This is a genomic window from Metapseudomonas boanensis (assembly GCF_018704125.1).
GTDB classification, from domain to species: domain Bacteria; phylum Pseudomonadota; class Gammaproteobacteria; order Pseudomonadales; family Pseudomonadaceae; genus Metapseudomonas; species Metapseudomonas boanensis.
In genome coordinates this window covers 44,174-59,348 of record NZ_JAGTIS010000016.1, presented here as the reverse complement: position 1 = coordinate 59,348, position 15,175 = coordinate 44,174, and the positions used below count along the sequence as shown (strand labels likewise).

Here is a 15,175-nt window from a genome sequence, read left to right as displayed (position 1 = left end):
CTCCTTGATCAGAATGAGGTTGTGGCAGGTGCTGCAGTTACAGCTCGTCGCTCATCTGGCGAAGAAATTCAGCAATGACTGCCTCGTTGCGCTTGAAGAAGTTCCACTGGCCCACCTTGCGGCTGGTCACCAGACCCGCTCGCTGCAGCGTGGCCAGGTGCGCCGAGACGGTGGACTGCGAAAGCCCGCAGCGCTGGTCGAACTTGCCGGCGCAGACGCCGGTCTCGAATGGGTGATCCTGCTCGACGAAGTACTTCTCCGGGTCTTTCAACCAGAGCAGCATCTCGCGGCGCAGCGGATGGGAGAGCGCCTTGATGATTTCGTCGATGTCGATGGTCGTGCTCATGTCTGGGCCAGTTCGTATATCGCAATGGAGCGAACTTTATATCGATGAAAGACGATACGCAGATCGTTTGCGCCGATAGTCATCATCGACCGGCATGATGAAACCTCAAGGGCTGGGTTAAGCTGCTCCCATGAACTACCTCGCGCACCTGCACCTCGGCGGCTCGCAGCCGGCCCAATTGCTCGGCAGCCTCTATGGCGACTTCGTCAAAGGCCCGCTGGCCGGAAACTGGCCCACGGAAATCGAGGCGGGCATCCGCCTGCATCGGCGCATCGACGCCTACACCGACAGCCACCCGCTCATCACTCAGGCCAAACTGCGCTTTCCCGCCGAGCGTCGGCGGATGGCCGGCATCCTCCTGGATATTTTCTTCGACCACTGCCTGGCCCGCGACTGGCCGCTCTACGCACCGGAACCGCTCACCCTCTTCACCCACAATGTCTACCAGGTGCTCGGTGCCGAAGCGAACCTGCCTGGTCGGCTGGCGCTGATCGCACCGCGCATGGCGGCCCAGGACTGGCTCGGCAGCTACCGGGATTTCGCCGTACTGGAGCAGGTCATCCAGGGCATGAGCCGACGCCTGTCCCGCCCCGAAGCGCTGGCCGGCGCCATGGACGAGCTGGAGCGGCTCTACCAGCCGCTGAGCGAAGATTTCCAGTGCTTCTACCCTGAACTCCAGGCATTTGCGCAGGACGCCAAGGCCCGCGCTTGATCTGCATCAAGGGCCCCGGCCAGCGGTTGCAGTGCAATGACGAAAGTCACTGTGGCTGCTGAGGTGCCCCGATGAAATCCCTGATGCTGGCGACCGATCTTTCCAATCGTTCCGAACGAGCGCTGCTGCGCGCCGCCAACCTGGTCCGGCGGTTCGATTGCCCGTGGTTCATCCTTCACGTGGTCGATGGCGACCAGCCACAACTCCGCGTCGAACTGGAGGTCGAGCAGGTACGCCGGTATCTCGCCGAGCGTCTGGATTACTTCTCGGAACTGGCCAGCCGCGAGCCCGAGATCTGGGTGGAGGTCGGCGACCCGGCGCAACACATCGGGGACTGCGCGCGCTGGTCCGAGGTCGAGCTGCTGGTGATGGGCAGCCATCGCAAGAATCCGCTGCGCGATATTTTCGTTGGCACCACGCTGGAGCGCGTGATCCGCACCAGTCAGGTTCCGGTGCTGCTGGTCAACCAAGTGCCCGAGGGTGACTACAAGGCCCCACTGCTCGCTGTCGACTGCTCCTCCACCTCTGCCCATGCTGTGCGCAGCAGCCACAATCTGGGCCTGCTGCCAGACTCAGGCGTGCGGACAGTGCATGCCTTCGACCCTCTTGGCAGCACGATGCTACTGGCTGCCGGTGCGCCGGGCGCGCCTGCAGCGATTCCGGGCGACTATGCAGTCGCTGAACGCACCCGGATTACCCGAGAGCTGGATGACTTCCTGCACCGGGAAGGACTGGAGTCTTTGGTTGGGCTACGCCTGGTCGAGGAAGGCCTGCCCATGACCGTACTGCGCCGCCTCGTGAACGACACGCCCACCGACCTGCTGGTGATGGGCACGCGCGGGCTTACGGGCGTCAAGCGCATCATGATCGGCAGCGTCGCCGACGCAGCGATGCGCGAACTTGAATGCGACATCCTCACGGTGCCGCCTGCCAAGCGCTGAGTAGCGCTCAGGCTGCAATGTCCTTCTCGTCTTCACCAAACAGCGCCAGTTGAACAGCTTTCCTGGCGCGCAGGCTCAATTGGGTGCGGCTGAGCCCCGCGCTGGCGATGGGTTCCAGCAATTGGATGTGGACCTCGGCCCGCTCGTTGCGCAACAACCGCAGCAGATGCGAGAGCAGATCGTCGTCTCCGATGAAGGGCGCCACCTCGTCGAGCTGGTCGTCGCGCAGGTAGCGGATTGCTACAGGCTGAACGGCCACGCCGATTTCCACCGCACTGGTGAGCAGGCGACTGTGGAAAACCTTCAAACCGCTGCCGTCCGTGGTCGTGCCCTCAGGGAAGATCAGCAGGTGGCGTCCCAGGCCCAGGTGACGCCCCAACTGCTGGCCAATCAGCCCGCTGTCGCCCGACCCGCGACGAATGAACAGCGTGCCTGCCTTGCGCGCAAGCCACCCTGCCACCGGCCAGGCACGTACCTCGGCCTTGGACAGAAACGACAGCGGCGCCAGCGCCCCCAGCAGCGGGATATCTGTCCAGGACACATGGTTGCTGACCCAGAGCATCGGCTCCTGCGGAACAATTCCGACGACATGGATGCGAAACGGCAGCGCCCCACTCAAGCGCGCCAGGAACCAACGAGTGAGGCGCTGCCGCGTGGGCATCAGGTCACGTCGCAGCAGGCGCTCGAGCATCGTCATCCAACCGGCCAGCAGCAGGCCAACACCGATCACGGCCAGCAATCGGGCGACTCGCCCCTGGAAGCGCAGGCTCTTGAGCATTCCCACTTCAAACCGCCGCCTTGAAGTGGCGGGCGTAGCGCGGGCAGAGCTCGTCGCGCTTGAGCAGGATGAATACATCCGCTACTTGGAAATCAGGGTCCCAGCAGGGCTCGCCACAGATCTTCGCCCCCAGGCGCATGTAAGCCTTGAGCAACGGCGGCATTTCAGCAATCACGTTGCCCGGCAGCTCCAGCTCCGGCAGCGGATTCTTGGGCTCGGCACGCAAGTGTTCGGTGCGGAGATAGCGTTCGCGCAGACGCTGCATGATCGCCTGGACCTGGACGCCGCCATCCTGCATCGGGATGCTCGCGCACCCCATCAGGTAGCGATAGCCGCCTTCATTGAGGATTTCAGCCAATTCGCCCCAGAGCACCGCAATGGTGGCGCCATTGCGATAAGCCGGATCGACGCAGGTGCGACCGATCTCCAGCACCGGCCCTTGCAACTCGCCCAGGCCATCGAGGCGGAACTCCTCTTCACTGTAGAAGCGGCCCAGGTCGTGGGCGGCCCGATGGTCGAGCAGGCGGGTCGTGGCCACCAGCTCGCCGCTGTCCAGGTCGCGTACGCCGATGTGCAGGCAGTGTGGATCGTAGTCATCCATGTCGAGGCCGAACTCGGCACCGTTCAACTTGGCATCGAACTCCGCGCTGAACACGCGGTAGCGCAGCGACTGAGCCTCCCGCATGGCAGCGATATCCTTCAGGCGCTCGGCCTGCAGGCGACGTGGGCTTTTCCCGTTGGGTGCGACGCTGTCGCGGGTCATGGCGATCTGGGTCATGAATAAGCCTCCGTTGGCCGACTCGATCCCGGTTGCAGCCGGACGATCTTGTTGTGCAAGCTCAGGCTAGGTAGACCCGGTGTCACCCCCATGACGTTCGCATGATGCTTGTATGACAACCCCTTAGGAGCCCCCCATGCCCTGGCAACGCCTGTTCGAGATCACCGATCGCCAGCCCCTGAACCCGGTCCTGGATGATGCCTACGGCGAGTTGCTGGAACGCCTGGGCGAGGTGACGCCATTTGAGCTGGCCGTGCTGGGCGGTCGCCTGGCGGCAACACCTGGCATGGCTTTTCTCGCCGGTTACCAGGGTGCGCTACGGCTGCTCTGGCCCTCCGCACCGCAGAGCCTGGGCGCGTTGTGCGTGACCGAGAACCGCAGTGTGCGCCCGACGGACATGCAGACGCGGCTCGACGGCCTCAGCTTGAGTGGACGCAAGGACTTCGTGACCGCCGCCAATGCTGCTGACTGGCTGCTGGTGGCGGCGCGCGAGGAAGCCGTTGGCGAGTCACCTCGCCTGGCCCTGGTGGTGGTACGCAACGGTGCCCCTGGCGTACGCATCGAGCCGCTGAAGCCATTGCCGCTGATGCCGGAGGTGCCCCATGCACGCCTGCTTCTGGAAGGCGCCCATTGCGAGCGCCTGGCGGGCGACGGCTGGGATGCCTACGTGAAGCCCTTCCGCAGCCTTGAGGACCTCCACGTACTGGCCGCGCTCTGTGCGTGGCTACATGGCGTCGGCCGCGAATGCGCCTGGTCGCAGGCGCTGCAGCTGCGCCTTCTCGGCCTGCTGGCCGGAGCCGCTGAAGTCGCTCGGCAGTGCGCCAACATGCCCGCCATGCATGTGTTGCTTGCGTCGCTGTTCGCCCAGTTCCAGGCAATCAAGGGCGAACTGGACGCGGCGTTTGCCAGCGGACCTGAAGCATGGGCGAAGCTCTGGAAGCGCGACCAGGGTGTGCTGGACATCGCCAGCGGCCCGAGGGCGAAGCGGCTGGAGAAGGCGCTGTCGTCGTTAGGGCTCGGATGAGAGCTTGAGTTGCAGGATGGATGGATACCCATCTAGGGGCGATTGATGGGTCGTCCCCCGCTATCCGGTGCCTTGATCTGGATCAGCACTCGTCTTTCAGAAATGCCTTACATCTGCGCGTCGTTTTTTCATCTGAGGTTTCCATGCGCCGCGAGCCTATCGTGCTGTTCGACAACGGCACCCATCAATGCCTGATGTTCGACGATCTGGTCAGCGGCGAAGGCGTGCAATCCAACCAGTTCCTGATAACCGACAACGAGCAGTACCTGCTGCTCGACCCGGGCGGAGACCTGACCTACACGCCGCTGTCCCTTGAGCTTTCCAAGCACATCCCGGTGCAGGACCTCACCTTCATCTTCGCCTCACACCAGGACCCGGACATCATCGCCTCCCTGGCCAAATGGCTGCTGCATACCCGCGCCCGAGTGATCTGCTCCAAGCTCTGGGCGCGCTTCCTGCCGCACCTCACAGCCAACTACCTGGCCATCAGCCACGGCATCTCCACCTATGACCGGATCATCGCCCTCCCCGACCGTGGGGAATCGATCACACTGGGCAAATGCAAACTGAAGGCAGTACCGGCGCACTTCCTCCATTCGGTGGGCAACTTCCAGCTCTACGACCCGGTCAGCCGTATCCTCTTCTCCGGCGATATGGGGGCATCCCTGGTGGAAGACGCCACTCCCGTGCGCGACTTCGTCAACCATGTACCGAACATGGAGGGCTTTCACCGCCGCTATATGGCCAGCAACAAGATCTGCCGGCTCTGGGTCGATATGGTGCGAGGGATGGATGTGGAAATGATCGTCCCGCAACACGGTCGCCCCTTCGTGGGCCGCGAGATGATCAGCGCCTTCCTCTACTGGATCGAAAACCTCGAGTGCGGTATGGACCTGATGGGGCCTGAAGACTACCGCCTGCCGCGCTAGCTCCCCTGGTTCCCCCTGCACCGTGGGACGCTTCTGAGTCGTCCTGCATTGAAGTGATTCGCCATCCCCCTGCAATTCCAGGCCATTGCGCCCCGGTTCCACCCTGTGGAACCGGCTTTCGTTGTCCTCCTTACCCGCTCGCGGTTATCTGATGGCCAGCCGCGCCGGTGCCGACGCATCCGCGGCCTTGCCGGTACGCGCCCAGGGGCGCCTGGTCGGCAACATCGCCCTGCACTGGCCAAGGGATCAGGACAGTGTCGAGCGGGTACGCCAACGCCATCTGGTCGATCTGGCCGGAGCTATCGATCAATTGCAGCACAGCCTCGGCTGATACTTGGCCGAGACGCGTCAAAATTCGTTAGCCTTCACTAACTTCCCACCATTGAAAATCAGCCACTCACAATGCTTTAGCGTGCGAGTAAACAATCATTTCCTTGAAATTTGATCATCCGCGATTCCGCGTGGTGGAACTCAATTCAATTGCCCTTTATTCCCCCGAATCGACAATAGGCCACACCCGTTTATACGGCCTTTCCATCATTCAAGAAGAATAAGAAGGTGATGAAATGCGGATTGCGCAAAAGTGCCTCGCAGGCCTGGCCTGCTTGAGCGCCATAGGGCGTGCGAGTGCGGATGCATTCATCGGCGACAGCCGAACTTCCCTACGTTACAGCCAGTTCTACTGGAAAGAAAACAATGGAGACGGCGTAGGGCCGACGCGTAACGAATGGGTGCAGGCAGCCTTGTTCAACTTCAACTCTGGCTGGTATCGGGACGTACTGGGCTTCGACTACAGCTATGGCCTGGCGGACGATCTTTATGTCGGCAGCGAAGCCAACAATATCAGCGACCTGGAAGCCGACGATTCGGTGCAATCGCCCCACGGCATCGCCAAGCCGGTCGAAGCGTACCTGCGCGGTCGCCTAGCCGGAGAAGGCGGTGAACTGCAACTGGGGGCCGGCAAGAAGAGTCGTCGCTACGCGCAATACTTCGATGACCCCATATCACGCATCCTGCCTCCCTCGACCCTGGGCCTCGACCTCGACTACACACTTGGCGGGCTGGCACTGCGCTTCAGCCATATCAACGGCCTCAGTGCCCGCAACGAGTCGGGTTGGGTTATGCAATGCCCTGGGGTAGCCGCCTGCAGGTCGAATACTCCGAGTCGGAGGACTCCCTCAGGGTGGCCTCGGTCAAACTGCAGCACAGTATCCAACTGGCCCCCGGGGCAGTACCTCGATCTTTACGCCACCCAGGGTATGCAGGAGGACGCTGGCGATCGCTTCGAATACGAGGGTGTGCGCGGGCTTTACGAGGCTGAGAGTTCGCATGATGCGCGTTACCTCGACCTGTCGGCGAAATACCGTACGGACCATTTTCATGCCGGAATTACCTACAACAAAGTGCGTGGCGATGATTTTGATCGACTTTTCTTCAGCAAGGATCATGGAACCTGGAACAGCAGCGCCAAGTTGTTTTACTTCTTTGGACTGGAAGAAGAAGAAATGTTCAAACTGATGGGCGGAATGGACTTTTCCTTTTTCGGTCTTCCGCAACCAAGACTGGATACCCACTACGCATTCTCCGACCACGCCGCTGGTTATGACGAATTCTCACGCAGGAGTTCCAAAGCTTACTTCAGTACAACTTCGAGGGATATTTGAAAGGTCTGAACGTGGCGTGGCTGCACAACGAATTCCGCACCAAGGGCGAGCCGGACGGGATATCCCGCTTCAATACCTCATTCGGACCGGCGGGCATCATTACCCACAATGGCAATCGGATTTACCTGAATTACGTTTACCAGTTCTGATGTCAGGCGAAGGTAGATGCGGTGCTGCAGGTCGGCGGGCTCCGCTACGCTCAGCGCCAACCTTGTATCTACGAGAAGCTGCAGGCAGGTTGCACGATCGGCCGCCTCTCCCGTTAACGGGAGAGGCGGTAGGGGGAGGGATAAAGGGGCGTGAAGGCTGGAGATCCCGCCTTCAACGCGTATTGATCTGCTGCTGCAGGTTCAGCATCTGGGTCTGCAGGGCACTGATGTTACGGGTCATCTGCGCACGGAAGGCATCGAATTCTGCCGTGCTGGCGCCTTGGGCCTGGGCCGGGCGGTTGTCCAGTTGGCTACGCAGCACCAGCAGGTCCTGCTCGAGGCTCTTGATGGCCTGGTTCGGGTTGCCCTGCTTCTTCAGCACGTCCAGGTCGCTACCGAGGCCCTTTAGACGCTCGTCGAGTCTGGCCAGATCCCCCTGCGACGACTTGAGCCGGGACTGCTCTTCAGCCAGCGCCCTCAACTTGCCATCCACTTGGCCCGCGGCGCCTTGCTGGGCACGGAAGTCGGAAGCCAGTTGATCGACGCGCTTGCCCTGGTTACCGACTTGGGCGGCAACGTTCTGCTGTTGCTTGCTGAGCTCCACCACCTTGTTCTGCAACTGTCTGATCTGCAGCTTCAGCGACTCACTGCCGCTGGTGACGTTGGACTCGGTGGCGACCACCTTGCCGTTGATGTCCTGGATGCGACCGGCGGCCTCCTCGCTGATGCGAGCGAAGCTTTCCTGGGTGGCCACCAGCTGCTGCTCCATCAGGCTGATCTGCTGAAAGCTCCACCAGCCCAGGCCACCCAGGGCGATCACCAGGGCACCGATCAAGGCCCAGAGTGGGCCAGTGCTGGCGCTCTTCACCACCATCGGGCTGTTGGCGGGATGACCATAACTACTGGAACCCAGCGGCGCGGCTGCCGCTGGGTGATGGCCGAACTCGTCGCGATCATGGGCGTCAGTAGTCAGGCTGGGGATATCATCCACATCATCAAGGGCATCGTTACGCATGGGGGAACCTTCAGAGAAAAACGCAGAAACACGATTGAGCGGCAGTATACCGATTCGAAACCTGCCCATCAGCGTCGCGCCAAGCCAGTGCAAGACGCACCGCCTAGGGGCAGCGCTTTTAAATCGACCTCCGGATCGCCGCACGGTTCCGATCTCCGACAGGTGGTACGCCCCTTGCTAGCCACTTGCCGGTGCGGCCAGGGCACAGCGGGCCGACCTGAATGATTCCGACAAACCCTGCCCCTTCAGCAGAAGAGCGCAGCGTGCTTCAACCATAGGGGGAAGACGAGTGGAACTGACCAAGGCTGTCCTGGATTGCATGCAAGCACTGCGGCGTCAGCTACGAGACGAACAGTCCGTCGATATCCGCCTCAGCCAGCCTGACGCCATCCAATCGATGGTCAATGCCTGCGCTGAATCGCAACTGGAGGCCACCCGTGCACTGGGCGAGCGCCTCAGCACACTGACGGGCATCAGGCTCAAAGCGCCCCCACCGAGCGAGGAAGAACTGATCCGCAAGTACACCCAGTACGCCGGCCCGCTCCGCGGTTAGGCGCTGCCCATATGGCACTAAGGCTGCAGGGCTTTCCACCAGCCACAGAACTCATCCAGCGCGGTCCAGATGCTTACCTGCGGGTCATAGCCCAGGTGCTGCCGTGCGCGACTGATGTCGAGGGAGAAGTCCCGTGCCATAACCGCAACGCCAAGACGGAACAGCGAAGGTTCTGGCCGCCCCGGCAGCAACTTGCAGACGGTCTCGTTAAGCAGCGCGGCGCTGTATGCCACGCCGAACGGCAGATGCCGGGTGACCGGCGGAACGCCCAACTGACGCAGCACATAGTTGACCACGTCCCATAGGGGCACCGGCTTGCCATTGCTGATGTTGTAGGCCTTGCCGAGCGCAGGCGCCGCCGCCAGCAGGCCGCTGAGCAGGACGTCATTGAGGTTCTGCACGCTGGTGAAGTCGACCTTGTTCAGGCCATTGCCGATGATCGACAACCGCCCTTTGCGCTGCATGGCGATCAGCCTGGGGAAGATACTGGTATCCCCGGCGCCGGTGACGAAGCGCGGGCGGAAAGCCATGACCTCAAGGCCGAACTCCTCGGCGGCGAAGACTTTCTGCTCAGCCAGGTATTTAGTGGCGCCATAGTGGTCGGAGAACCGCTTGGGCACCTGCTCCTCTTTAAGGCCCACGTGGGACTTGCCATCGAAATAGATGGATGGCGACGACAGGTGCAGCAGGCGGCGAACCCGCTGCTTCAGGCACGCCTCGACGACGTTCTCGGTCACTTGAACGTTGGCCTGGTAGAACTGCGGGTATCTGCCCCACACGCCCACCGCGCCGGCACAATGCACCACGGCCTCGACATCCATGCAGAGCCGCTGCACCAATTCAGGATCGGACAAGTCGCCCTGCATGAACTCTGCGCCCCGCCGGACCAGATGTTCCGTCGCTTCAGCACGGCGGCCGTTGACCCGCACGCTCAGCCCTTGTTCGAGGGCGAAACGGGCAAAGCGCCCGCCAATGAAGCCACTCGCCCCTGTAACCAGAATCTTCATCGATCACTCCCAGGCTTTTATCATTGTGCTCGCGACTCTAGCAGCCACGTCGCGCCGCGAACGTGGCATCGCGAGCCAATCCTGCGACTCTGAACACCCCGCGCGAGCAATGTTCCGCACGCCTGGGTCGACGGGCAGTCATGCCGGACGTGGCACCAACCAGCGGCCTGCAGCCCTGGCCAGGTGGTCGGTAAGGATGCCGAGCAGATCGCCCCCATGCCGCCAATGGTGCCAATAGAGCGGCACATCGATGGGTTTGCCGGGCAGCAGTTCCCGCAACTCGCCACGGGCCAGTTCCGCGCTGACCTGCAGCTCCGGCACCAGGCCCCAGCCCAGGCCGCCTTCGGCCAGGCGCACGAACCCTTCCGAGGAAGGACACAGGTGGTGGATGAAGCTGCCCTCAACCCCCAATGACGCCAGATAACGGTGCTGCAGCAGATCGTCCGGCCCGAAGACAATGGCCGGTACGCGGGTCAGGGCTTCCGGTGTCACCCCCTGTGGAAAATGCCGCTCGATGAAGGCAGGGCTGGCCAGCGCGCGGTACCGCATGGCGCCCAGCATCAGGCTGCGTGCCCCGGCCACCGGTCGTTCGGCGGCACAGACACAGGCCGCCACCTCGCCTGCCCGCATGCGCTTGAGGCCGACCTCCTGATCCTCCACCACCAGATCAAGCAGAACCTGCTGCTCCGCACAGAAGTCACCTACCGCGTGGGCCCACCAGGTAGCCAGGCTGTCCGCATTCAGGGCAATGCGCAGGCGCTCCGGCGCCCCGCCCTCCTCCAGCGCAGGAACCTGGCGTTGAAGGTCACGCTCCAGCAGCCGCACCTGTTGCACATGGTTGAGTAGCCGCGTGCCCACCTCGGTGGGCGTGGGCGGCGTAGCGCGCACCAGCACCGGCTGGCCCACGCGTGCCTCGAGCAGCTTGATCCGCTGCGAAACGGCCGACTGCGATAGCCCCAGCAATTGAGCGGCACGCTCGAAACCACCCTGCTCCACCACGGCGGCCAGGGCAGCCAACAATTTGTAATCGAACAAATCAGTTTTCCTAATGGGAGATCAGCATGATTTGTTTTCCTTATACAGGGCAACGCCACACACTCGCCACATCCAACCTCATTCACGACAGGACATGCCCATGGCTGGCGAGACCTCTCTTTCAATCCTGATCCGCAGCATGGAGCCCCGGCTCAACCCCGGGGAATACGTCTACTGCACGCTGGAGGGGCCAGAACAGCTGCAAGGTAACCAGCCTGTCGGCAGCTTCCGGGAGCGCGAAGGGCTGACGGTGATCCTCCCTCGCGAAGACGCCGACCGCCTGGACCTGGCCTACGACTATGTCGCTGCCTGGATCACGCTGGAGGTCCATTCCTCGCTCAGCGCCGTGGGCCTGACGGCCGCCTTCGCCGCCGCCCTGGCCCAGGCGGGCATCAGCTGTAACGTGGTGGCGGGCTACTTCCACGACCATTTGTTCGTCGCCAGCCGCGATGCCGAGCGGGCGCTGTCCACGCTCCGCGCGCTCGCCGCCCACGCCCAACCGGAGTGATCGCCATGTGGCAAAGCTATATCAACGGCCTGCTGATGGCCGCCGGCCTGATCATTGCCATCGGCGCGCAAAATGCCTTCGTCCTGGCGCAGAGCCTGCGCCGTGAGCATCACCTGCCGGTAGCCGCACTTTGTGTGGTCTGTGATGCGCTGCTGGTCAGCGCCGGGGTCTTCGGCCTGGCCACGCTGCTGGCGCAGAACCCGCTGCTGCTGAACATCGCCCGCTGGGGTGGCGCCGCGTTCCTGCTGTGGTACGGCGTACAAGCGTTGCGTCGCGCCATCAGCCCCACCGCCTTGGGGCAAGGAGCCGAAACCGGCCCTCGCTCGCGCCGAGCCGTTCTTCTTGCAGCGCTGGCGGTGACCCTGCTCAACCCTCACGTTTATCTCGATACCGTCCTGCTCATTGGCTCGCTCGGGGCTCACCAGACGGTGCCAGGCGCCTACGCCCTGGGCGCGGCCAGCGCCTCGCTGGTGTGGTTCTTCGCCCTCGCCCTCGGTGCGGCCTGGCTCGCCCCCTGGCTGGCGCGCCCCGCCACCTGGCGAGTGCTCGACCTCACCGTTGCCCTGATGATGTTCGGCATGGCCGCCCAACTGATGCTCGGCCAGTAAGGCTCAAGACCGCGCCACGACCGTCTACTCGATGGCCGTGGAGCGGCCTTTTCCACACAGTTGCTGCGTGGATATGCCCCAGGTCGGGTGCTATGATCCGGGGCTTGCGGCAAAAAGGGGAGCAACCCCAGCCGCACCTTTCGGCCGACCGTGAACGGCCCCGCGCGAGACGCACCGACCTGACCTGAGTAGGAGATCCATCATGGCTTTCGAATTGCCGCCGCTGCCTTACGAGAAAAACGCCCTCGAGCCGCACCTGTCCGCCGAGACCCTGGAATACCACCACGGCAAACACCACAACGCCTACGTGGTCAACCTGAACAACCTGGTGCCGGGCACCGAGTTCGAAGGCAAGAGCCTGGAAGAGATCATCAAGACCTCCTCCGGCGGCATCTTCAACAACGCGGCTCAAATCTGGAACCACACCTTCTACTGGAACTGCCTGAGCCCGAACGGCGGCGGCCAACCCACTGGCGCCCTGGCTGATGCGATCAACGCAGCCTTCGGCTCCTTCGACAAGTTCAAGGAAGAGTTCACCAAGACCGCCATCGGCACCTTCGGCTCCGGCTGGGCCTGGCTGGTCAAGAAAGCCGACGGCTCCCTGGCCCTGGCCAGCACCATCGGCGCTGGCGTACCGCTGACCAGCGGCGACACCCCGCTGCTGACCTGCGACGTCTGGGAACACGCCTACTACATCGACTACCGCAACCTGCGTCCTAAGTACGTCGAGGCGTTCTGGAACCTGGTCAACTGGGACTTCGTAGCCAAGAACTACGCAGCCTGAGTCCAGCGTGACCCCTGAAGAAACCCGGCCTATGCCGGGTTTCTTCATATTTGGCATGCACAAATGGAAATTCACGCGCCAACCTCAAGCTAGGCGAGTATCGAACCGGCATGGCACAGGGAGACCAGTCGAGATAATGCGACACGTAGTGGCATTCTGACGCTTGCCCTTTGACGGCCACACCGTGTTTGCCAATACTCACAGCGGTCTGACGCCAGGCGGCATCGAACAAGGAATCTCCTTTTGAAGTTGGATCTCAAACACAGCTTGTCCATGAAGCTGTTGCGCGTGGTGCTGCTATCGGCCTTGGTGGTCGGAGTCGTATTGAGCTGCGCCCAGATCGTGTTCGATGCCTACAAGACTCGCCAAGCGGTAACCAGCGATGCCCACCGAATCCTCGGCATGTTTCGCGATCCCTCCACCCAGGCGGTGTACAGCCTGGATCGCGAGATGGGCATGCAGGTCATCGAAGGCCTGTTCCAACACGAATCGGTACGCCATGCCTCAATCGGCCATCCCAAGGAGCCGATGCTGGCGGAGAAGGAAAGGCCGCTGACGAACCTGCCGACCCGCTGGCTCACCGACCCCATCCTCGGCAAGGAACAGACCTATACAACCCAGTTGGTCGGGCGCAGCCCGTACAGCGAATACTACGGCGACCTCAGCATCACCCTGGATACAGCCCCCTACGGCCAGGACTTCGTCGCCAGTTCGGTGATCATCTTCATTTCCGGTGTATTGCGAGCCCTGGCCATGGGCCTGGTGCTCTACCTCGTCTACCACTGGCTCCTGACCAAGCCACTGTCGAAGATCATCGAGCATCTCACCAGCATCAACCCTGACCGCCCCAGCGAGCACAAGCTGCCGATGCTCAAGGGCAACGAAAAGAATGAAATCGGCCTGTGGATAAGCACGGCCAATGAGCTGCTGGCTTCCATTGAGCGAAATACCCACCTGCGCCGGGAAGCCGAGAACAGCCTGTTACGCATGGCCCAGTACGACTTCCTGACCGGATTGCCGAACCGCCAGCAATTGCAGCAGCAACTGGACCACATCCTCGAAGACGCCGGTCGCCTTCAACGCCGCGTCGCAGTGTTGTGCGTCGGCCTTGACGACTTCAAGGGCGTCAACGAGCAGTTCAGTTACCAGACCGGCGATCAGTTGCTGATCGCCCTCGCCGACCGGCTACGCGGCCACAGCGGCCGTCTCGGCGCCCTGGCCCGCCTAGGTGGCGACCAGTTCGCCCTGGTCCAGGCCGATATCGAGCAACCCTATGAAGCCGCCGAACTGGCGCAGAGCGTGCTCGACGACCTGGAAGTCCCTTTCTCACTCGAACAGCAGGAAGTCCGCCTGCGCGCCACCATCGGTATCACCCTCTTCCCCGAAGATGGCGACAGCACCGAGAAGCTGCTGCAGAAAGCCGAACAGACCATGACCCTGGCCAAGAGCCGCTCGCGCAACCGCTACCAGTTCTATATCGCCAGTGTGGACAGCGAAATGCGCCGCCGGCGCGAGCTGGAAAAAGACCTGCGCGAAGCCCTCAAGCGTGGCGAGATGCATCTCGTCTACCAACCCCAGGTGGACTATCGGGACCACCGCGTCGTCGGCGTCGAGGCACTGCTCCGCTGGCAGCACCCGCAACAAGGCCTCGTGCCGCCAGACCTGTTCATCCCCCTGGCCGAACAGAACGGCACCATCATCGCCATCGGTGAATGGGTGCTGGACCAAGCCTGCCGCCAATTGCGCGAATGGCACGACCAGGGCTTCAGCGAACTGCGCATGGCCATCAACCTGTCCACCGTGCAGTTGCACCACGCTGAATTGCCGCGTGTCGTGAACAACCTGCTACAGGTCTATCGTCTGCCACAACGCAGCCTGGAGTTGGAGGTCACCGAAACCGGCCTGATGGAAGACATCTCCACCGCCGCCCAACACCTGCTGAGCCTGCGCCGCTCCGGAGCGCTGATCGCGATCGATGACTTCGGGACTGGCTACTCCTCACTCAGCTACCTGAAGAGCCTGCCGCTGGACAAGATCAAAATCGACAAGAGCTTCGTCCAGGACGTGCTGGAAGACGAGGACGACGCCACCATCGTGCGCGCCATCATCCAGCTTGCCCGCAACCTGGGTATGCAAGTGATAGCCGAAGGTGTGGAGACGGCAGAGCAAGAGACCTACATCATCGCCCAGGGCTGTAACGAAGGTCAGGGCTACCTCTACAGCAAACCATTGCCCGCCCGCGAACTGACCCTCTACCTCAAGCAGGCCCGGCGCCTGTCCAACGCAGCTTCCAACCCCGCCACGCTATGAATGCTCCCTGACGGACAGTTCCATATGGGGGCGA

The 15,175-nt window shown here is 62.3% G+C and carries 17 protein-coding genes and 1 pseudogene; 12 read left to right on the top strand and 6 right to left on the bottom strand.

The features are described from left to right. Positions 1 to 37 precede the first annotated feature (37 nt). On the bottom strand, positions 38 to 346 hold the full coding sequence (locus tag J7302_RS22155) for an ArsR/SmtB family transcription factor (RefSeq protein WP_215379769.1): 309 nt from the start codon (positions 344 to 346) through the stop codon (positions 38 to 40). A 130-nt stretch (positions 347 to 476) separates the two neighbouring features. On the opposite strand from J7302_RS22155, the gene J7302_RS22150 reads away from it, so the two are divergent. Together J7302_RS22150 and J7302_RS22145 are read left to right on the top strand one after the other, a co-directional pair. Beyond that, a complete protein-coding gene (locus J7302_RS22150; RefSeq protein ID WP_215379767.1) occupies positions 477 to 1,058 on the top strand; it encodes an acyl carrier protein phosphodiesterase in 582 nt (193 codons plus the stop codon). A gap of 71 nt (positions 1,059 to 1,129) precedes the next feature. After that, positions 1,130 to 1,999 (top strand): universal stress protein, encoded by an 870-nt coding sequence (locus J7302_RS22145; protein ID WP_215379765.1) that lies wholly within the window; start codon positions 1,130 to 1,132, stop codon positions 1,997 to 1,999. A 7-nt stretch (positions 2,000 to 2,006) separates the two neighbouring features. Here J7302_RS22145 and J7302_RS22140 read toward each other — a convergent pair whose 3' ends face one another. Together J7302_RS22140 and olsB are read right to left on the bottom strand one after the other, a co-directional pair. Beyond that, positions 2,007 to 2,777, bottom strand: a complete 771-nt coding sequence (locus tag J7302_RS22140) for a lysophospholipid acyltransferase family protein (RefSeq protein ID WP_215379763.1) — start codon at positions 2,775 to 2,777, stop codon at positions 2,007 to 2,009. 7 nt (positions 2,778 to 2,784) lie between these two features. Then, a complete protein-coding gene (olsB, locus tag J7302_RS22135) occupies positions 2,785 to 3,555 on the bottom strand; it encodes an L-ornithine N(alpha)-acyltransferase (protein ID WP_215379760.1) in 771 nt (256 codons plus the stop codon). A gap of 136 nt (positions 3,556 to 3,691) precedes the next feature. Between olsB and J7302_RS22130 the strand changes: the two genes are divergently transcribed. From J7302_RS22130 to J7302_RS26680, 5 genes and pseudogenes are all read left to right on the top strand, one after another. Continuing rightward, positions 3,692 to 4,579, top strand: coding sequence for an acyl-CoA dehydrogenase family protein (locus tag J7302_RS22130; RefSeq protein ID WP_215379756.1), 888 nt, complete (start codon positions 3,692 to 3,694; stop codon positions 4,577 to 4,579). A 143-nt stretch (positions 4,580 to 4,722) separates the two neighbouring features. Further along, positions 4,723 to 5,508, top strand: coding sequence for an oxygen-binding di-iron domain-containing protein (locus J7302_RS22125; RefSeq protein WP_215379752.1), 786 nt, complete (start codon positions 4,723 to 4,725; stop codon positions 5,506 to 5,508). Positions 5,509 to 5,686: 178 nt separating this feature from the next. Further along, a pseudogene (locus tag J7302_RS22120) lies at positions 5,687 to 5,839 on the top strand (IclR family transcriptional regulator); the annotation flags it as partial. Between the two features lie 235 nt (positions 5,840 to 6,074). Then, the gene (locus tag J7302_RS22115; protein ID WP_251702198.1) at positions 6,075 to 7,172 is read left to right on the top strand and encodes an OprD family porin; all 1,098 of its coding nucleotides are present in this window, start codon (positions 6,075 to 6,077) and stop codon (positions 7,170 to 7,172) included. Then, positions 7,169 to 7,321 (top strand): hypothetical protein, encoded by a 153-nt coding sequence (locus J7302_RS26680; RefSeq protein ID WP_251702197.1) that lies wholly within the window; start codon positions 7,169 to 7,171, stop codon positions 7,319 to 7,321. Before J7302_RS22115 ends, J7302_RS26680 begins: the two co-directional genes overlap by 4 nt. A 172-nt stretch (positions 7,322 to 7,493) precedes the next feature. Here the strand turns inward: J7302_RS26680 and J7302_RS22110 are convergent, their stop codons facing one another. Continuing rightward, a complete protein-coding gene (locus J7302_RS22110) occupies positions 7,494 to 8,336 on the bottom strand; it encodes an ATPase (RefSeq protein WP_215379749.1) in 843 nt (280 codons plus the stop codon). Positions 8,337 to 8,625: 289 nt separating this feature from the next. Between J7302_RS22110 and J7302_RS22105 the strand changes: the two genes are divergently transcribed. Continuing rightward, positions 8,626 to 8,889, top strand: coding sequence for a hypothetical protein (locus J7302_RS22105; protein ID WP_215379747.1), 264 nt, complete (start codon positions 8,626 to 8,628; stop codon positions 8,887 to 8,889). A 17-nt stretch (positions 8,890 to 8,906) separates the two neighbouring features. On the opposite strand, the gene J7302_RS22100 is transcribed toward J7302_RS22105, so the two are convergent. Beyond that, on the bottom strand, positions 8,907 to 9,896 hold the full coding sequence (locus J7302_RS22100) for an NAD-dependent epimerase/dehydratase family protein (protein WP_215379745.1): 990 nt from the start codon (positions 9,894 to 9,896) through the stop codon (positions 8,907 to 8,909). Between the two features lie 138 nt (positions 9,897 to 10,034). Continuing rightward, entirely contained in the window at positions 10,035 to 10,931 is an 897-nt protein-coding gene (locus J7302_RS22095) for a LysR family transcriptional regulator ArgP (protein ID WP_215379741.1), read from the bottom strand. 100 nt (positions 10,932 to 11,031) lie between these two features. On the opposite strand from J7302_RS22095, the gene J7302_RS22090 reads away from it, so the two are divergent. The 4 genes from J7302_RS22090 to J7302_RS22075 all read left to right on the top strand — a co-directional run bounded on the left by J7302_RS22090 (position 11,032) and on the right by J7302_RS22075 (position 15,141). Continuing rightward, positions 11,032 to 11,439, top strand: a complete 408-nt coding sequence (locus J7302_RS22090) for an ACT domain-containing protein (protein WP_215379739.1) — start codon at positions 11,032 to 11,034, stop codon at positions 11,437 to 11,439. Between the two features lie 5 nt (positions 11,440 to 11,444). Further along, complete coding sequence (locus J7302_RS22085; protein WP_215379736.1) at positions 11,445 to 12,047, top strand: LysE/ArgO family amino acid transporter; 603 nt, start codon at positions 11,445 to 11,447, stop codon at positions 12,045 to 12,047. 202 nt (positions 12,048 to 12,249) lie between these two features. Further along, complete coding sequence (sodB, locus tag J7302_RS22080) at positions 12,250 to 12,831, top strand: superoxide dismutase [Fe] (RefSeq protein ID WP_215379733.1); 582 nt, start codon at positions 12,250 to 12,252, stop codon at positions 12,829 to 12,831. Positions 12,832 to 13,074: 243 nt separating this feature from the next. Continuing rightward, positions 13,075 to 15,141 (top strand): putative bifunctional diguanylate cyclase/phosphodiesterase, encoded by a 2,067-nt coding sequence (locus J7302_RS22075; RefSeq protein WP_215379730.1) that lies wholly within the window; start codon positions 13,075 to 13,077, stop codon positions 15,139 to 15,141. Positions 15,142 to 15,175 lie beyond the last annotated feature (34 nt).